Origin of the sequence: Pseudomonas sp. BF-RE-25 (assembly GCF_019956105.1) — a bacterium.
Classification (GTDB): domain Bacteria; phylum Pseudomonadota; class Gammaproteobacteria; order Pseudomonadales; family Pseudomonadaceae; genus Aquipseudomonas; species Aquipseudomonas migulae.
Genome location: NZ_JAHBDB010000004.1, coordinates 1 through 18,642, shown reverse-complemented (window position 1 = coordinate 18,642; position 18,642 = coordinate 1). Strand labels below are relative to the sequence as shown.

The 18,642-nt window shown below is 59.9% G+C and carries 16 protein-coding genes; 10 read left to right on the top strand and 6 right to left on the bottom strand.

All coding sequences use genetic code 11. The annotated features are described in order from the left end of the window. Positions 1-83: 83 nt before the first annotated feature. Positions 84-4,940 (bottom strand): dermonecrotic toxin domain-containing protein, encoded by a 4,857-nt coding sequence (locus tag KGB24_RS01960; protein WP_223416232.1) that lies wholly within the window; start codon positions 4,938-4,940, stop codon positions 84-86. A 183-nt stretch (positions 4,941-5,123) separates the two neighbouring features. Between KGB24_RS01960 and KGB24_RS01955 the strand changes: the two genes are divergently transcribed. Further along, positions 5,124-6,164: an Ldh family oxidoreductase gene (locus tag KGB24_RS01955; protein ID WP_192416258.1), complete on the top strand. Its 1,041-nt coding sequence runs from the start codon at positions 5,124-5,126 to the stop codon at positions 6,162-6,164. Between the two features lie 139 nt (positions 6,165-6,303). Here KGB24_RS01955 and KGB24_RS01950 read toward each other — a convergent pair whose 3' ends face one another. Beyond that, positions 6,304-6,621: a YqjD family protein gene (locus tag KGB24_RS01950; protein ID WP_008029950.1), complete on the bottom strand. Its 318-nt coding sequence runs from the start codon at positions 6,619-6,621 to the stop codon at positions 6,304-6,306. A 165-nt stretch (positions 6,622-6,786) separates the two neighbouring features. On the opposite strand from KGB24_RS01950, the gene KGB24_RS01945 reads away from it, so the two are divergent. Next, a complete protein-coding gene (locus tag KGB24_RS01945; RefSeq protein WP_007937833.1) occupies positions 6,787-7,038 on the top strand; it encodes a hypothetical protein in 252 nt (83 codons plus the stop codon). Between the two features lie 8 nt (positions 7,039-7,046). Here KGB24_RS01945 and KGB24_RS01940 read toward each other — a convergent pair whose 3' ends face one another. Continuing rightward, positions 7,047-7,955 (bottom strand): LysR family transcriptional regulator, encoded by a 909-nt coding sequence (locus KGB24_RS01940; RefSeq protein ID WP_223416231.1) that lies wholly within the window; start codon positions 7,953-7,955, stop codon positions 7,047-7,049. A gap of 84 nt (positions 7,956-8,039) precedes the next feature. Here KGB24_RS01940 and KGB24_RS01935 point away from each other — a divergent pair, with 84 nt between their 5' ends. Continuing rightward, positions 8,040-8,960 carry a carbon-nitrogen hydrolase family protein gene (locus tag KGB24_RS01935; protein ID WP_223416230.1) on the top strand — a complete coding sequence of 307 codons (921 nt, stop codon included), beginning with the start codon at positions 8,040-8,042 and terminating at the stop codon, positions 8,958-8,960. A gap of 102 nt (positions 8,961-9,062) precedes the next feature. Here KGB24_RS01935 and KGB24_RS01930 read toward each other — a convergent pair whose 3' ends face one another. Both KGB24_RS01930 and KGB24_RS01925 read right to left on the bottom strand, forming a co-directional pair. Beyond that, positions 9,063-10,496 (bottom strand): nucleobase:cation symporter-2 family protein, encoded by a 1,434-nt coding sequence (locus KGB24_RS01930; RefSeq protein ID WP_223416229.1) that lies wholly within the window; start codon positions 10,494-10,496, stop codon positions 9,063-9,065. A gap of 207 nt (positions 10,497-10,703) precedes the next feature. Beyond that, positions 10,704-11,597, bottom strand: a complete 894-nt coding sequence (locus KGB24_RS01925) for a LysR family transcriptional regulator (protein WP_223416228.1) — start codon at positions 11,595-11,597, stop codon at positions 10,704-10,706. A gap of 101 nt (positions 11,598-11,698) precedes the next feature. Here KGB24_RS01925 and KGB24_RS01920 point away from each other — a divergent pair, with 101 nt between their 5' ends. Then, positions 11,699-12,790, top strand: a complete 1,092-nt coding sequence (locus KGB24_RS01920) for a polyamine ABC transporter substrate-binding protein (protein WP_223416227.1) — start codon at positions 11,699-11,701, stop codon at positions 12,788-12,790. 21 nt (positions 12,791-12,811) lie between these two features. Next, on the top strand, positions 12,812-13,771 hold the full coding sequence (gene speB / locus KGB24_RS01915; protein WP_223416226.1) for an agmatinase: 960 nt from the start codon (positions 12,812-12,814) through the stop codon (positions 13,769-13,771). A gap of 114 nt (positions 13,772-13,885) precedes the next feature. Here the strand turns inward: speB and KGB24_RS01910 are convergent, their stop codons facing one another. Beyond that, complete coding sequence (locus tag KGB24_RS01910; RefSeq protein WP_223416225.1) at positions 13,886-14,938, bottom strand: aldo/keto reductase; 1,053 nt, start codon at positions 14,936-14,938, stop codon at positions 13,886-13,888. A gap of 191 nt (positions 14,939-15,129) precedes the next feature. Between KGB24_RS01910 and KGB24_RS01905 the strand changes: the two genes are divergently transcribed. From KGB24_RS01905 to KGB24_RS01885, 5 genes are all read left to right on the top strand, one after another. After that, positions 15,130-15,846: a helix-turn-helix transcriptional regulator gene (locus KGB24_RS01905; RefSeq protein WP_008029933.1), complete on the top strand. Its 717-nt coding sequence runs from the start codon at positions 15,130-15,132 to the stop codon at positions 15,844-15,846. 52 nt (positions 15,847-15,898) lie between these two features. Further along, complete coding sequence (locus tag KGB24_RS01900; protein WP_008029932.1) at positions 15,899-16,240, top strand: nuclear transport factor 2 family protein; 342 nt, start codon at positions 15,899-15,901, stop codon at positions 16,238-16,240. Positions 16,241-16,270: 30 nt separating this feature from the next. After that, positions 16,271-17,389, top strand: coding sequence for a cell division protein ZapE (gene zapE, locus KGB24_RS01895; protein ID WP_223416224.1), 1,119 nt, complete (start codon positions 16,271-16,273; stop codon positions 17,387-17,389). A gap of 18 nt (positions 17,390-17,407) precedes the next feature. Continuing rightward, complete coding sequence (locus KGB24_RS01890) at positions 17,408-17,989, top strand: DinB family protein (protein WP_008029928.1); 582 nt, start codon at positions 17,408-17,410, stop codon at positions 17,987-17,989. Between the two features lie 132 nt (positions 17,990-18,121). Beyond that, positions 18,122-18,613, top strand: coding sequence for a GNAT family N-acetyltransferase (locus tag KGB24_RS01885; protein ID WP_223416223.1), 492 nt, complete (start codon positions 18,122-18,124; stop codon positions 18,611-18,613). Positions 18,614-18,642: the final 29 nt, after the last annotated feature.

Genomic DNA, 18,642 nt, shown 5'->3' with positions numbered 1-18,642 from the left:
TTCCTGCATTCTAACCTTGAGGGCAGTCTGCGAGAACAGCCGTCATGGCATTTACCCATCAAACGGCTGTTTATTTTCTGGACTCAAGGTGTATTGACGTGTAACTCGCGGCCGAGATGACTGATTAACCAAGCCACGCTGTCGGCATTTCCAAGTTGTACCGCCAGCCGGGTCAGTGAGTTCCTTTTGAAGGTCTCGCGAGCACCGCTCAGGTTGTCTGCACCGGTCAACGAAAGGATATGCGTTTTTACCCGATCGGTATTTTCCAAAGTAGAACTTCCCGGGTCCTCCCACTCGCCGGTGTCGGGATCCTGGGCCATGAACAGTTGTGTGTAAGGAGTCTTGAGCGACAGTGCAGTGTCCTGAAGGGTGGTCAGTGCATTCTTGAGATCAGTGGCGGTCACGCTAGCTGTGCCGATCAGCTCGGCGAAGGGTCTGACAGGGTCCAGATAAGCAATGTCCTCGGTTTTACACGCAATATGCGAAAGCTCATGCAGAAGGGTCACCGCCCGGGCATGCGTGTCGATCGGGAAGGCCGTGTCGGAAAGATGTTTACGGTAGTTGTCGAAACCGGGATAGAAGAATTTTTCTGCCAGATAGATTTTTTTCTGTGCATCGATGGGAACGATAAAACCGAATGTACTGTCTGCGCCTTCGACTACCTTGCCGACAACAAACCGATTGGACTTGGTCTTTCTGAGTGTTGGGTCCAGCAAGGCGGTAAACATGTCTCCCACGGCCTTTTCCAGTTTCTCGACATGCGCGGGCAACACCTCTGACACATCAATGAAACGCTTGATGAGTTGATGCACGGGGGTGGCTTTGTCGTCGGATGTCTTCAGCAATTGCAGGTTACGAAAGCTGTTCCAGGCATAGGTCGTTGCCTGGTCCAGCGCTTCGTCGATCTGACGAGCCTTTTGCGGGAAAACCCGTCGTATCTTCGGCATTCCCTGGGCGTCGATGTTCATGCCGTCCCAAGCCGCGTACAAAGCATCGAGCCGACGGATAAGGCCGAATTGCGGCGTCGGTGTATCCCGGTCGAGCACCCATTGTTTCGATTCGTTTTGCCGCAGATAAGGGCCGAGCGTCTGTGTGTCGGCGATGCGCCAGCGGGTGCCGCGTTTGGTCACCGGAAACACTTTGCCTTCTACCGGCCCGTAAAGTTGCTTGGTCGTCAGATGTGCGTAGAGCCCGGGTGTTGAGTCGGGCTTGAGCGAACCCAGGTCGACGTGGAGGCTTTCATGACGCTTCAAGCCTGTGCGCTCGGGGGCGGTCACCTTGATGTCCTGCCATTTGCAGCGTGCATCGGGTTTTTCCGGTGTCGGTGCGGCTGGCGTGGAAGTCGGCGGTGCGTGAGTGTCCAGCGATTGTCGCAACGAAGCGAGTTGAGCAATGCCGCTGATGAATTCCCTGAGGGCCGCGCCCCATTTGTGCGTTTGCAGATCTTCGGCGGATTGTTTGATGTCAAGGTAGCTGTGGTACACCGTGACAGGGTAGGCGAGCTTGCCCATGAAAAATGAATACGCCTCGTGCAGGTCCTCGCCCAGAACGTGCTTGATGGTTGCCCATGCACTCTGCTTTTGGTTATCGGACTGGCAACCGAGCAACCGGCCCAACAACGCGGCATTGTCATTGAACAAGTGCCCGAACAGGTGCCCCTTGATCGGGTTGGACGCCAGCTTGACGTCGGCATCGGTATTGTCCGTTGCCACAGGTGCGGCTCTTGTAGCCCGTTTGCTGCGCGTTGCCATTCGGGTTTCGAGCAAGATCCGTTCGGGTTGCGGCAGGTTCATGAGCACCCAATCGAGCAGTGCGCCGCGGGTCTTCAGTTCTGCCAGCAGCTGGGTTTCGCTTTGGTATTCCTTGATCCCGTGCCGTGGACTGTGAGGGGCGACAAGCACCTGCGGCGCCGTGCGGTCGGCCGATGAACCGATCAGATAGACACCCGGCACTTTGACGGTTTGTCCGCTCCTGACACCGAGGAACTCCAGGGGCCGGATGATCGCGTGGGCGCCATCGACGGCTGCACGGGCGATGGCGTCTGGCATGTCCATGACCTGGCGGATCAGATCGAACCCGGTTTCGCTCAAGCGTTCCTGCAGTTTTTCAACGTGAGCGTGGTGCATCAGTTGCCAGGACAGTTGCGTGTAAAAACGCTGCCTGCGATCCGCGTTTGCCTCGGTGTCTGCGAGGGCCGCGCTGAGTATTTTCTGCTGATGCTCACCCGGTTTCAGGTTACGTATCAGGTCTTTGATGTAGCGTTCGTCCATGCCCTCTGGAATGACCGTGGTGTCCAGCGACGTCAGTTTGAGCAAGACAGTGTCCAGGTCCTTGAGGTGCGCCAGCGCAAAATCGGTCAGGGTCTGTTTGCTGGACGCAGACCAGGGGCTGGCGCTGATCTCGACCTGGACCTTGTCCGGATCAATGTTGAAATCGTCGGCCTTGAGTTGTTTTTCCAGTTCATGGTGGGCGGTGCGTTGCAATGAGCGGATGCCGGTGAGGTAATCCTCGTCATCTTTGACGTTGTTCAGGTACTGCTGAAGCAGTTCGCCATGCAAGATCAGCTCTTTGATCGGCGCCTTGGCCAGCCAGGCCGGCAGTTTTTGCTGGGTGATCAGGGACTGGGCGATGTCGGTCGCACGATTCAGCCCGGTCATCGGCTCACGCAGGGCCACCAGATTCAGCAGACTGGCCAGCGGCATGGGGGAGAGCGGGGTAGTCAGCGCGCGGGTGACGGAGGTCTGGTCCATATCAACAAAGGGCCTTTGCAAATTGTCGAGAAAATGCCCATGGACCTGTTGCAGGGGCGCCAGAGTGTAGACCCTGCCTGGCGCTCGCTCGCTACGGCCGAGGTTTTCCAGAAGCATGGAACGATGATTCTCGTCTTTAAGGCGTCGTTCGAGCTCTTCCTTTAGCGGCGTCAGTGCCTTGAAGGCTTCAAAGCCCAGTGCCGGCGTCCACAGAATGGCCTTGCCCGAGTGCAGCGGATCCAGGCCGCCGCGTTCTGTCAGGACAAAACAGCTGGCCAGTTTCAGTGGGGTTGCCGCGGTGCCGGCCTTCAACGCCAGGGAAAAGACCTCCGGCAAAAAACCGTTCAATGCCGCTCGGTCCGCGCGTGTCGGCGTATCGAGAACGGTTTTGATGATCGCCTGTTCTGCCGCACTCAGGGAGCGTGAGACGGCGCGAAGCTTCAATTCACTGTGCAGTGCCGTTGACAGCGTATGGGTAAAACTCGATTGCAAACTTGCCAGTGATAGGTTGACCAGGCTTTGCGCATCGGTGAACGTGCGGGTTGCCGGGGGAATGGCCGGGTGTTTTTCCAGGACTTGATCGAGCGCCTGTTCGACCGAGCTCAGCAGCGACAGCTCCCGTTTGGCCGACTCGGCGCGCACGGTGGCCGGTTGCATGTACACGTCCCGGTCTGGCCGCGTGCTCCAACGTCCTGCGGCTTCAGCCCGCAGCAAACGGTGATCGATCAATCCCCGGACGTCCAGGGCGCTGTCGAGCAAGGCGTGAAGCTCCAGCGTGCCTTCGCTTTCACGGTAACGGCTCAAGGCATGGCTGAGGTTTTGCCGTTGTTTATCAATGATGTCAGTCATCAAGCGGGCAAACACCGAACCGACGACAGGTTCACCGACGATCACCCGATCGTTTGCTTCCAGTCCAAGAAACGTATTGCGTTCGTCCAATGACATGAAATTGAGCAGCGCGTGTTCATGCCCTTCGCTGTCGAGCATAGGCAGGACGATTTTCTTCACCTCTGGCAAGTTGCTTGTGGCCACGATGCCTCGGAAAGGGTTGTACAAGAAACTCAGCGTGTCTGCTCCGCCGATCATCAAGGTCGAGGCCAGTTCCGCGACATGTTTTAAGGGGGCGGTGACTCGCACTTTCTCGATGCGCAGGGGATCGTTCGCGGCCGGTGCGAGGCTGACATTCATCAGTCGCAGGTATTGCTCTGTCGTCAAAGTGCCCTGCTGGTGCTGGTTTAACAGCCTCGCGTGAAAAGTGTCTTGCAGGCCCTCGGTGAAAAAAGCCCGGCGCGACAAGCCATTGCTCATGAGTGAGTCCCAGAACGTCTCAAGCAGGCTATGCAGGTGAGGCGTAAAACCTTGCGCGATTTTTTTTACGGCGCTTTCCCAGGTCTGGTTATCGGCATTGCTGCTGGTGGCGTGCTCGGGATGGGTAAACACCCTGGAGGCGCCCGTCGGCCACTGATTCGTCAGGTAAAAATGCAGGAGGGCCTCGCTCAGAGACATCGTTGCAATCCCATGGGGCGTTCCACGTTGATCAAACGCAGAACCCGTACTGACAAAATTTTTCAGCCGCGTCAGACGCTGGTCCAGTTTGGGGAATGGCTTGGACAACGCGTGCTTGAGGAGGTCGTCCAGCATTGATTGCAAGGTGGGCATCTTGACCAACTCGTCCGCCATCGCCTTGATGTTTTGTTCCTGCTGCTGCTTGAGCGTGAGTTCCTGATCTTCGAATACCGCGCCTTCGATTTCCTGAGTGGAAATATCGAGTGCAGCGGCGGCGGCCAAGGGCAGGCGTTGTTCGATGGAGTGGAAGCGCAACAGTTCACTTTTTTCAGTGGCCTGCGCCAGCCATTCTTTGAGTTTGTTTTTGAGGTCGGCCATGCCCGCGAATTTGATCAAGCCTTTGCACGGTGTGAAGAGCGTGACCGCGCCATTATTGGGCCGGCTCATGGCAAAGGCGCCGGCCAAAGGAATGCCGGCCTTGCCGGGCAAAGACAGCAGCAGCTGGAAGGCCTGCATCGGTTTTTCATGGGTTATGCGGGCTGACTGGGTCGGCTTGTAAACCGTGTTCAACCAGTTCAGATCGTCCAGGGTAAAGCCCAGCGCGGTTTCCCGTTCGCCAAGTAGCCCGGCAGTGGACGCAGACAAGGCTTCGTCAAAAAAATACGGAAGTGCAGGTGTCGTCATGATGTTTCCTCGATGGACTGCGGCGGTGTTCAGCGCAGTTCGTTGGGTCGAGGGGCAACAATAGGGGGCGGGAAAAGGCGGGGTGCGGTACATATTGCTTGCGCGAGAGACTTGACAGGAAGCCGGTAAAAAAGCGCTTAATCGACCTGTCGCCCGCCTCTAAAAATAACACTGGAGCTTCAGATGACCGCTTCGCCTGAAATGGCAGTCAGTTCGGCCAACTCAACCCTGGATTTTGATTCTCTCGTCCTTTTGCTCGAACGCATTTTCGTTCGTCACGGCACCTCCGCCGAAGTCGCCAGGGCACTGGCCCTCAACTGCGCCGGTGCCGAACGTGATGGCGCCCACAGTCATGGCGTGTTCCGCATTCCCGGTTACGTATCAACGCTGAAAAGCGGCTGGGTCAATGGCCAGGCCGTGCCGGTGGTTGAAGATGTGGCGTCGGGTTTTGTCCGGGTCGACGCTGGCAATGGCTTCGCCCAACCGGCGCTCGCCGCCGCACGCGCCTTGCTGGTAGAGAAGGCCCGCAGCGCCGGGATCGCGGTGTTGGCGATTCGCAATTCCCATCACTTCGCGGCGTTGTGGCCGGACGTCGAGCCGTTCGCCTATGAAGGACTGGTGGCGTTGAGCGTGGTCAACAGCATGACTTGCGTGGTGCCGCACGGTGCCGATCGCCCGCTGTTCGGTACCAACCCGATTGCCTTCGCCGCTCCGCGCGCAGACGGCGATCCGATTGTCTTCGATCTGGCCACCAGCGCCATCGCCCATGGCGATGTGCAGATCGCCGCACGCAAGGGTGAGCGCTTGCCCGCGGGCATGGGCGTGGACGGCCTCGGTCAGCCGACCCAGGACCCGAAAGCGATTCTGGAGGGTGGGGCGTTGCTGCCGTTTGGCGGGCACAAAGGTTCGGCGTTGTCGATGATGGTGGAGCTGTTGGCGGCGGCGTTGACCGGCGGTAATTTTTCCTTCGAATTCGACTGGAAAAACCACCCTGGTGCCAAGACGCCATGGACCGGGCAACTGTTGATCGTGATCGATCCGAGCAAGGCCGCCGGGCAGAGTTTTGCCGAGCGCAGCCAGGAACTGGTGCGGCAGATGCACGGTGTGGGGCTCAAACGGTTGCCGGGTGATCGCCGCCATCATCAGCGCGCCAAGTCCAACGCTGATGGTATACAGCTGGATGCGGATACGCTGGCGAATTTGCGCGAACTAGCCGGAATCTAACGTCAAAACACGGACTTTGTAGGAGCCGGCTTGCCGGCGATGGCGGCGGATCAGCCGATATAGATGTTGGCTGATCGACCGCTATCGCCGGCAAGCCGGCTCCTACAGTGACCGTATTTCAATGCGTGTTATCGCGGGCTTAGCGTCGGCCCAGCAACAACCCGACAACCAAACCGAAACCGGCGGAAATCGCCACGGTTTGCCACGGATGACCACCGATATAGGTTTCTGTCGCTTCGACTGCGGGCAAAGTCCGGTCACGAACACGGGTAACCGAGTCCCGCGCCTGCTGGAGTTTCTGGGCGATTTGCCCACGGAGCGTATCCGCTTCCTCACCGACCAGCGAGGCACTGCTTTTCAACAATTTTTCCGACTCTTCGATCAGTGCCTGGAGCTCGCTGAACGCTTGATCCTTGATTTGGTCTTCGGCGGCTTGTGCGGCGGTTTTCCGAGCCATTGGGATACTCCTTGCAGGTGAGTGGGCAGTGAACAATGGAGTCTGCGGCGATTGAAAAAGTTGCAGCGATTTTACCTGCGCAGGCCCTCCTGTAGAAAAATCCTGCGCAGGACATTTCTTCCTACAGTGTAAGATGTCGCCTATTTACGCAGCAGGTAACTCCCCATGAGCTTCAATCTGGCCGACAAACCCCTTGCCGAGCGCGCAGCGCTTGAAGACGAGAAATCCCGTCTGTTCGAACTCTGGCAGAACAACCTGGGCAAAGCCAAAGGCGAGGCCGCACGCTTGTTTGGCGAACGCGCCAAGCGCAAAGGCAAATGGGCCGAGTGGGTCCGTTCCGAACTCGACGGCATGTCGCCTCCGGAATTCGCCAACATGGTGCGCAGTGAAGTCAATCGGTTGATGGCGGCCAAATAAGGCCGGCTTCACGCAAAAATCGCGACAATCGCCTCACGTACTTTCAACACCACCGGATCGAGCTGCGTGCTGGTACGCCAGCCCAGCTCGATCGGGTAACGCGGCAATGCCAACGGGCAGGGCAGCAGCGTCAACCCGCTGAGTGCGGCGATGCTTCGGGCGGCATGTGCCGGGATGGTCGCCACCGCCTGACTGCCCTTGAGCAGATGCGGCAACGCTGCGAAATGCGTGGTCGAAGCGCATACCCGCCGGCTCAGGCCCAGCGCGGCCAACCCTTCGTCGGTGATCCCGATAAAACCACCCGATGACACCAGAATATGTTCACGGGTGACGAACTCCTCAAGGTCGATGGTTTGCTGTCCCGCGGCCAGACTCGTCGGGTCAACCAGACACAGATAATCGCCTTCCCCCAATACCTGACGACTCAGCAACCGTTCGGCAAACCCGCCGGCCGTGATCGCCAGGTCGATGCTGCGTTCCATCAACGCGTGGGCGACGATCTGGCTGTGGGTCTGGCGAAAGATCAGCCGTAACTTCGGCGCGCAACGGGCGATCTCTTCGATCAAGCGGCGGCCGTAGGCAATTTCGAAATCATCCGACATGCCCACCGTGACCGAACGGCCTTCGTAGTGATGGGCGGCCGGATCGACCATCGCCAGGCTTTGTCGGCATTTGTTCAGCGCGTCGCTGACCACCGGTTTCAACTGATTGGCCTTGAGCGTCGGCGCCAGGCCTCGGCCGGTGCGCACAAACAATTGATCGCCATACACCTCGCGCAGTCGACGCAACGCCGCGCTGACCGCCGACTGCGTGACGCCCAGACGCAGCGCTGCACGGCTGGCGCTGGACTCTTCATGCAAGGCTTCGAAGACTTTGAGCAGGTTGAGATCGACGGTGGCGATATTCATAGTGTTCATATCATTCAGCAGCGAACGGGGCTTTATTCATGATCCGGTAGCGCCTGAGAATGAGCAACACCCGATTCCAATGGAGTTACTGCAATGCCCAAGTCAATCGTTGCTGCACTGCAAATCGGTGCACTGCCCGGCGGCAAGGCCGAGACCCTGGAACAAATTCTCTCGTACGAAAACGCCATCCTTGAAGCCGGCGCGGCGCTGGTGGTTATGCCCGAAGCGTTGCTCGGTGGTTATCCGAAAGGCGAGGGGTTCGGCACGCAACTGGGTTATCGCCTGTCGGAGGGTCGAGAAGCATTTGCCCGGTATTTCGCCAATGCCATCGACGTGCCAGGCGTAGAAACCGAAGCGCTGGCCGGGTTGTCGGCGCGCACCGGGGCCAATCTGGTGATTGGCGTCATCGAACGCGCCGGCAGCACCTTGTATTGCACCGCGTTGTATTTCGATCCGCAGGCCGGACTGGTCGCCAAACACCGAAAACTGATGCCCACGGGCACCGAACGGCTCATCTGGGGCAAGGGCGATGGCTCGACGTTACCGGTGATCGACAGCCAGGTCGGGCGGATCGGCGCGGTGGTGTGCTGGGAAAACATGATGCCGCTGCTGCGCACCGCCATGTACGCCAAAGGTGTGGAGGTGTGGTGCGCACCCACGGTGGACGAGCGGGAGATGTGGCAGGTGAGCATGCGCCACATCGCCCATGAAGGGCGCTGCTTTGTGGTCAGTGCCTGTCAGGTTCAGGACTCGCCGCAAGCCCTGGGCGTAGAGATCGCCAACTGGCCGGCGGACCGGCCGTTGATTGCCGGCGGCAGTGTGATCGTCGGGCCGATGGGCGACATTCTGGCCGGGCCGCTGCGCGGCGAGCGCGGACTGCTCACCGCCGAAATCGACACCGACGACCTGATCCGCGCGCGTTACGACTACGACGTCGTCGGCCACTACGCGCGCCCGGATGTGTTTGAGTTGACCGTGGATGAACGGGCCAAACCGGGCGTCAGATTCCTCTGACACCCCCCTGTAGGAGCCGGCTTGCTGGCGATGGCGGCCTTGAGACTTGCGTTGATTATTAGGCCGCTTTCGCCAGCAAGCCGGCTCCTACAGAACGGCGAGTTAGCCTTTGACCGGAACATCCGGGTTTTCCATGACCTGGAGGATCGAGGCTTCCGGATCGAAATCGTCTTCTTCCAGCTCGATGAATTCCTCGGGCAGGAAGATGTTCAGCACGATAGCGCACAACGCGCCGACGGTAATCGGCGATTCGAAGATGTTATGCAGCGCCTTGGGCAACTCGCGCAACACCTCCGGTACGGCCGCCACACCCAGGCCCATGCCGAGGGAAATCGCCACGATCAGCATGTTGCGACGATGCAGGCCGGCTTCGGCGAGGATCTTGATCCCGGCCACTGCAACGGTGCCGAACATCACCAGTTCAGCGCCGCCGAGCACCGGTTTCGGCATCAGTTGCAGCACCGCGCCGATCATCGGGAACAGCCCCAGCACCACCAGCAGGCCGGCAATGAAAAACGCCACGTAGCGGCTGGCCACGCCGGTCAGTTGAATCACGCCGTTGTTCTGCGCGAAGGTCACCATCGGCATGCTGTTGAACACCGCCGCCATGGCCGAATTGAGGCCGTCGGCGAGCAGGCCGGATTTGATCCGGCGAATGTAGATCGGGCCTCTGACCGGCTGCCGGGAAATCATCGAGTTGGCCGTCAGGTCACCGGCCGCCTCCAGCGGCGACACGAGGAAAATCACCGCCACCGGCACGAACGCCACCCAGTCGAAGTTGAAACCGTACTTGAACGGCACCGGCACGCTCATCAGCGGTACGTCGGGCATGCTGCCGAAATCCACGTGGCCCATGAGCCACGCCACGAGGTAACCGAGGGTCAGGCCGATCACGATGGCGCCGAGGCGCAGGAACGGCACATCAACACGGTTCAGCACAACGATGGTGCCCAGCACCAACGCAGCCAACGCGAGGTGACTGGCGGCGCCGAGATCCGTCGCGCCGAAGCCGCCGGCGATGTCGGTCATGGCGACTTTGATCAACGACAACCCCATCAGCGTGATGATCGTCCCGGTTACCACCGGCGTGATCAGCATCCGCAGTTTGCCGATGAACTGGCTCAACACCACTTCGATGAACGCGGCGAAAAAGCACACGCCAAAGATTGTCGAAAGGATCTCATCAGTGCCACCACCGCGAGCCTTGACCATGAAACCGGCGCTGAGGATCACGCTGATGAACGAGAAACTGGTGCCTTGCAGACACAGCAAACCGGAACCGATCGGGCCGAACTTCCGCGCCTGGACGAAGGTGCCCAGCCCCGAAACAAACAGCGCCATGCTGATCAGATAGGGGATTTCGCTTTGCAGACCGAGGGCGCTGCCCATGATCAGGGTCGGGGTGATGATGCCGACGAAACTGGCGAGTACGTGTTGCAGGGCGGCGAAGACGGTGGCGGTCAAATGAGGGCGGTCGTCGAGGCCGTAGATCAGGTCGTTGTGGCGCGGGGCAGGGGCTTTTTCAGAGGCGGTCATGGTGGTTTGCGTGCCGAAAGGCGGGCCGGGTCAGAAAATGGAGGCGCAGGATGCCAGAAAATTCATCGACTTACACAAAACCCTTGTGGGAGCGGCGGTGCGACGATTCGACTTGCTCGCGAAGGCGGAGTGTCAGGCGACATTTACATCGACTGACACTCCGCCTTCGCGAGCAAGCCCGCTCCCACAGGGGATTTGTGGTGTAGTTCAGGCGAATGCTGCGAGCAGGTCTTCTTCAAAGGCTTTCTGCGCATCCCCCGGCACCTGCGCACGGTGGCGGGCCAGATGGAACGCCACGTCGAAACTCATATCGCTGCGGCGCACGGCCCTGAGCAATCCTTTGTCTTCCCAGCTGCGGGCAAAGTGGCTGGGCAGGTAACCGACATGCTTGCCGGACAAAATAAAGGCGAGGGTGCCTTCGACCTGTTCCGAGCGCGCCGAGCACCCTTTGCCCTGAAAGGGCTCGTCGCTGCGCAAAAAGCGGTAAGGGTGATCCACCCGGTCGCACGCCTGCAACGCTTGATCGTCCGGTGCCTCGTCGGTGAACAGCGGATGGCCGGCGGCGCAATACAAGTGCTGGGTTTCGCTGAACAGTTCGCGGTAGTCAAACGCGCTTTGTACCTGTGAGAAATAGCCGATCGCCAGGTCCAGCCGTTGTTGCAGCAGCAAGCGCTCCATCTCGCCGGGCATGGCGCTGATCAACTCGATGCGCACCGACTCATCGCGTTCGCGAAAGCGCCGGATCGCCTCGGCCACCCGTTGCAGCACCGATTGATCCACGGCTTCGGATAGCCCCAGGCGCACCTCGCCGATCAACCGGCCGGCCACGCCATTGGATTGATGACGGAACGCTTCAATGGATTCGAACAGTCCGCGGGTCGCGGTCAACAGTTGTTCGCCTTTGGGGGTGATCCTGAATCCGCCCTTGCCGCGACTGCACAGCCGATAGCCGAGCCGGGTTTCAAGCCTGGCCATTTGCTGGCTGATGCTCGACTGGCTCAGGCCCAATTCACCCTGGGCTGCGCTGAAACCGCCGCATTCCACCACGCTGACGAACAGGCGCAGCAATTGCAGATCCACATCGTGAAGCTGGCCGAGCATCAAACATTACTCCGCAATAAAGTCAGGGTAACTGACTTGGTATTTTTCCAATGTATCCGACGACGCATGCTGGGGCCACTTCCTCTGGTCAGGTGTTCGTCATGGCTCCTCTATTCAAGCTGTGTTTACCCGCGCTGTTCCTTGCCGCCTCTGTGTCGGCCCATGCCGAGGAGAAGGTCGTCAATCTTTACAGTTGGGCCGATTACGTGGCCCCGGAAACCTTGCAGCGCTTCGAGCAGGAAACCGGCATTCACGTGCGCTACGACACGTTCGATTCCTCGGAAGTCCTGGAAACCAAGTTGCTCACCGGCGGCAGCGGCTATGACGTGGTCGTGCCGTCGTCCAGCGTGCTGGCGCGCGGATTGGCGGCGGGTGCCTTGAAGGCGATTCCCCACGAAGGCCTCAAGGGCTACGCCAACCTCGATCCGGACTTGCTGGAAAAACTCGCCGCGGTCGATCCCGGCAACCGCTACGGAGTGCCTTATACCTGGGGCACGCTCGGACTCGGGATGAATGTGGAGGCGGTGAAAAAGCGCTTGCCGGATGTGCCGCTCAACAGCCTCGACTTGCTGTTCAAACCCGAATACGCCAGCAAGCTGAAAGATTGCGGCGTGGCGATCATCGATTCGCCGCAGGAAGTGATCGGCCTGGCGCTGCACTACCTCGGTAAAGATCCCTACAGCACCGACAAGTCCGATCTGTCAGCCGCCGAGGCGTTATTGCATCAGTTGCAGCCGAATGTGCTGTACGTCGCCAGTGGTCGGCAAATCAACGACCTGGCCAACGGCAGCGTCTGCCTGGCGTTGACTTACAACGGTGACGCGAGCATGGCCGCCGATCAGGCGCGCAAGGCCAACAAACCGTATGAAGTGGCGTACCGGATTCCCAAGGAAGGCACGCTGGTGTGGCAGGACAACCTGGCCATCCCGAAGGACGCGCCGCACCCCGAAGCCGCCCGCGTCTTCATCGAGTTCATGTTGCGTCCCGAATCCGTGGCGGCGCTGACCAACACGCTGTTCTTTGCCACCGCCAATCAGGCCGCCACACCGCTGGTGGATGAGGCGGTACGCAGCGATCCCGACATTTACCCCCTCGCCGATGTGCGCGAACGGTTGTACGCCGACCGCAGCATGAGCCTCAAGGACATGCGTCAGCGCACCCGCTTGTGGACCACTTTCCGTAGCCGCCAATAAATAAACAAGAAGGAGCACCTGATGGACGTCCCAGTGCAAAACGATCAGGCCATGACCCGCGACAGTCTGTACGGGACTGCCGCCGAAAGTACCTACGCCGGTATCACCAGTTTCATGCGTCGCCGGTACAGCCGCGACTTGCGCGGTGTCGACGTGGCCGTCAGCGGCGTGCCGTTCGATACCGCCACCAGCAACCGTCCCGGCGCGCGTTTCGGACCGCGCGGCATTCGTGCGGCGTCCACCGGGATCGCCTGGGAGCGCCATTGGCCATGGACGTTCGACCCGTTCGATCATCTGGCGGTGATCGACTACGGTGATTGCGACTTCGATTACGGCTCGCCGCATTCGGTGCCGGAAAGCATTGAAGCCCACGCCGAGCACATTCTGAATGCCGGTTGCGCGATGCTGACGTTCGGCGGCGATCACTTCATCAGTTATCCATTGCTCAAGGCGCATGCCCGTAAACATGGGCCGCTGTCGTTGATTCACTTCGACGCGCACAGCGACACCTGGCCGGATGAAGAGGGCAAGCGCGTCGATCACGGCACGATGTTCTGGCACGCGGCCAAGGAAGGTCTGGTGGACCCGTCGCGCTCGGTGCAGATCGGTTTGCGTACCACCAATGACGATCCTCAGGGCTTTCAGGTGCTGGACGCGCGGCAAGTGCATCGGCGTGGGGTGGACGCGATTGTTGAAGCGATTCGCGCACGGGTCGGCGACAACCCGGTGTACCTGACGTTCGACATCGATTGCCTCGACCCGGCCTTCGCACCCGGCACCGGCACACCGGTGTGTGGCGGTTTGAGCACGGTGCAGGCGCTGGAAATCCTCGGCGGCTTGCGCGGGATCAATCTGGTGGGAATGGACGTGGTGGAAGTGGCGCCGGCCTACGACAGTGCGGACATTACCTCACTGGCGGCGGCGACATTGGCGATGGAGATGCTGTGTCTTTATGCGGCGAAGCATAAGGTCGATCGGTAGTACGCGGGCCAATGTGGGAGCGAGCCTGCTCGCGATAGCGGACTGACATTCAACATTTATGTTGACTGACTGGGCCCCATCGCGAGCAGGCTCGCTCCCACAATTTTATCGGTGTCAGGCAACCGGGATTATTGGCTGATCCAGGGTTTCGCCCCCGCTGAACCGTGCAAAAGAACCGGCAATGGACTCATGCGGCACACCTTTCGCCACTTCGCTGATGCCATCCAGCCGCGACAACTGATCGGCACTCAACTGCACATCCAACGCGCCCAATGTCGCGTCCAGCTGCTCACGCGTACGCGAACCCAGAATCGGAATCAGCGCCGTGGTCGAGCGTTTGGCTTTTTCCCGCAGCCAGGCAATGGCCACGTGCGTCGGGCTGGCGTCCAGCTCCGCCGCGACCGCGAGCAAGGTGTCGAGCAGGGCGGTTTCGCGGGCACTTTTCTCGGCGTGTACCAGCATGCCCAGTTTGGCGGCTCGGCTGTTCTCGTCACTGGAGCGGTATTTGCCGGTCAGGAACCCGCCACCCAGCGGCGACCATAAGGTCGCGGCCAGCCCCAACGCTTCGGCCATCGGCAGTTGTTCACGTTCAGCGGTGCGCTCGGCGAGGCTGTACTCGACCTGAATGGCGGCAATCGGCGCAAAACCGTGAACTTCAGCCAGCAGATCGGCACGGGCGATACGCCAGGCCGGGAAGTTCGACAGCCCGGCATAATGAATCTTGCCGGCGCGCACCAGATCATCAAAACCACGGAGGATTTCTTCCGTGGGCGTGACACCGTCGCTCATGTGCGCCCAGAACAGGTCGATGTGGTCGGTCTTGAGCCGTGTCAGGCTTTCTTCCACGGCGCGGACCATGTTCTTGCGGTTGTTGCCGGTGTGGGAAATGCCTGCGGCCGGTGTAGTCCCCAACGTGTATTTGGTGGCGATGACCAGGCGATCGCGCTCTGTGGCGATAAACTCGCTGAGCATGGCTTCCGACTGACCACCCTGATAGCCATTGGCGGTGTCGATGAAATTACCGCCGGCCTCCAGGTAGCCATCAAAGATGCGCTTGGCTTCATCGCGCTCGGCACCATGACCCCAACCGGTACCAAAGTTACCGGCACCCAGCGCCAGTTCCGCAACGCGCAAGCCGGTTTTTCGGCCGAACACTTTGTAATGCATGGGATGACTCCTGAAGGAAGACGCTGCGGATTAATATAGATGTCGCAAGACATGTATTTAAGATGATGCCGGTCATGTATTCAGTCAAGGTGCTTTTTCATGAGTGGCAAAACGGGCCCGTGGTTACTGCCACTTTCTGACAGGGGGCTCTGCTAATCTGCGACATCCTTTCCGAAAAGAGCCTGCCGATCGTGTCTCGCACCACGCGTTTACTGACCCTGTTGCAAGTGCTGCGCGGTAAAAGTCGTCCGGTCACGGCGGCGACACTCGCCAGCGAGCTTGAGATTTCCGAGCGTACGCTCTATCGCGACATCGCGGAACTCACCGCACTGGGCGCGCCGATCTACGGTGAGGCGGGGATCGGTTACGTGTTGCGCAGCGGTTTGTTCCTGCCGCCGTTGATGCTCAATGCCGATGAAACCGAAGCCATCGTGCTGGGGCTGCGTTACGTGGATCAGCGCGGCGATGAGGTGTTGAGCAAAGCGGCGGCCGATGCGCTGGCCAAGATTGCTGCGGTACTGGCGCCCGAAGCGCTGGACGCGCTGCGCAACCCGACGGTAATGCCGGGCCCGCCCGGTTATGGCTTCGCGCCAAATGCCGTGCCGCTGAATGCGTTTCGCCAGGCGATTCGCGAACAGGCCAAGCTGCACATCGACTATGCGGACGCACAGCAAGTGCCGAGTCAGCGGCTGATCTGGCCGCTGGCGCTGGGGTTTCTCAATGAAGTGCGGATCATCGTCGCCTGGTGTGAGTTGCGCGGCGCCTATCGGACTTTTCGTACCGACCGGATTTCGGCGGCGAGCGAGCAGGGCGAGCGTTATCCGGGGCGGCGCAGCGACCTGCTGCGCACCTGGCGCAAGCAGATGCAACTGGATGAAGCGGGGCGTTTCACTCCTGACAAGAACTGACACAGGCGTGTTCTAGCATGGCGTCAGAATCAACCAACAAGGAGCTGTCACCATGTCCCATCCTGCCTCTGCACTGGCGCCCGCCATCGCCGCTTACATTGCTGCCGCCAATGCCCGCGACACCTCGACGGTCGCCAGTTTTTTCGCTGAGGACGCCAATGTGTTCGATGAAGGTCAACACCGGATTGGCACCCAGGCCATCGCCCAATGGATGCAAGACACCGCCCGGCGTTACCAGCCAAGGGTCGAAGTGCTCGACGTGCAACAGCGCACCGGCAAGGTGTTGGTGCACAACCTGATCTCCGGCACGTTTCCCGGCAGTCCGCTGGAGCTGCGCTACATGTTTCGCCTGAACGAGCAGGGCAAGATCGCCCGGCTGGACATTTCACTGTAGATGTCGCGTCACGATGGCATACTGCCGCGCATGAATGCCGACTCCCCGTTAAGCGCCTGGCAACACGCCATCGAACAGAAGGGCTTCGTCCAGGACGAAGCCCAGGAGCATGCCGTCTGGGCGTTGCAAAAATGCCATGAAGCGTTGCATGAAGGTCAGACGCCGGTCACGGGCGTATACCTGTGGGGCCCCGTCGGGCGTGGCAAGACCTGGCTGATGGATCAGTTTTACCAAAGCCTGCAGGTCCCGGCCCGGCGCCAGCACTTTCACCATTTTATGGGGTGGGTGCATCAACGCTCGTTTCAGCTGACCGGCACCGCCGATCCGCTCAAGGCCCTGGCTCGCGAGCTGAGCGAAGAAGTCCGCGTGCTGTGTTTCGATGAGCTGTTCGTCAACGACATTGGCGACGCAATCATTCTCGGGCGCTTGTTTCAGGTGATGTTCGAGGAGGGCGTGGTGGTGGTTTGCACGTCCAATCAGCCGCCGGACATGCTGTACGCCGATGGCTTCAACCGCGACCGCTTCGTGCCCGCGATCGAGGCGATCAAGCAGCACATGCAGGTGATCGCGGTGGATGGCGGCGAAGATCATCGCCTGCATCCCGGCGCTGGTTTGCAACGCTATTGGGTCGCCGCGCCCGGGCAACCCGGCGCGTTGGAGGATGTGTTCAAGGCGCTGACCGCCGGCCAGTCAGTCTCCAGCGAACCGATCAAGGTCGGTTACCGTTCGCTGAATGTGGTGCAGGTCAGTGAAACCGTGCTCTGGAGCCGTTACGCAGACCTTTGTGAGCAACCCTTTGCCGCCATGGATTTCATGGCCCTGTGCGACACCTTCAGGGCTATTCTGTTGAGTGACGTGCCCAACCTCAGCGCGCAAAAACGCGCCGGCCGCATCGCCCGTGGCACCGAAGACGGGGTCGAGCGGGTGGTGGCGGGTGATCGCGAGTTGCCGCAATTGTCGGTGCACGACGACGGTGTGCGGCGCTTCATCGCGTTGGTGGACGAATGCTATGACCGCAAAGTGCCGCTGTACCTCGAAGCCCAGGTGCCGATGGAATCGCTCTACACCGAAGGCTATCTGGAATTCCCGTTCCGCCGCACACTCAGTCGCCTACAGGAAATGCAGCTGCAACGTTTCGCCGACGCTTGAACCCAAGGAGCCGCGAACATGAATCAGCCCTTGTCCCACCATTTGCTGACCATGGCTTATCAGAACGCCTGGGCCAATCATCGACTGGCCAAGGCCTGGAGCCAGTTGAGCGCAGAGGAGCTGGCGGCGCCGCGCGTCAGTTTCTTCCCCAGCCTGCGTGCGACCCTCAACCACATCCTGACCTGCGACTGGTTTTACATGGATGCGCTGGAACGGGAGTTGCGGGGCGATGTTCCGCATCCTGAATGCACGGTGTTCTTCAACAAAGACGAGCCGTTCACCGCTGCCGCTGACCTGCAGCGCGAACAGGCCCAGGTTGACCGCCGCTTGATCGCCTATTGCGAGCAAATGCGCGACGCCGACCTGGGCAAGATCGTGACAATCGCCCGAGACACGCCGCAATTCGACAGTCGTTTGCGCCTGCTGTCTCATCTGTTCGAGCATCAGATCCATCATCGCGGGCAGGTACACGCCATGCTCAGCGGCACGTCGGTTGCGCCACCACAACTGGACGAGTTTTTCTGCGCCGGGGAGTCGGGCCTGAGGGCGGCGGATTTCGCCGAACTGGGGTGGACCGAAGCATTGATCTGGGGGTATTGAAAGCGGATTTTCCCTGTGGGAGCGAGCCTGCTCGCGATGGATGTCAACGATAACGCGGGCTTGCTTTTTAAACGCGGCGCTCTCAGGCTCATCGCCGGCAAGTCGGTCACGCTCCCACAATCGAGGATGGAAATGGAATCCGCAGAAATTCTAGTGCTTCAGGCCAGTTACACCAATCCGGTGCATGCCGAGGCGATAGGTCAGGTGTTGAATCATTACGCCGAGGACCCGATGGGTATCGGTCATTCTTTGCCGGCCGAGGTGCTGGAGCACCTTCCGAGGGAACTCGCCAAGCGTCCCCATGCGTTCAGCGTGCTGGCTTTCGTCGGGGGCGAACCGGCAGGGCTGGTCAATTGCTTTGAAGGTTTTTCGACGTTTGCCTGTCGGCCATTGGTCAACGTGCATGACGTGGTGGTGGTGAAACAGTTTCGCGGATTGGGCCTGAGCCAGAAGATGCTGCAAAAGGTCGAGGATATCGCCCGTCAGCGCGGCTGCTGCAAAATCACGCTGGAAGTGCTGGAAGGCAATGCCGTGGCGCAGTCGTCCTACGCTAAATTCGGCTTCAGCGCCGGCATGTTCGATCCGGAGCATGGCCGGATGCTGTTCTGGACCAAACCCCTTTAACCCTCTATGCACCGCGCACTGTAGGAGCC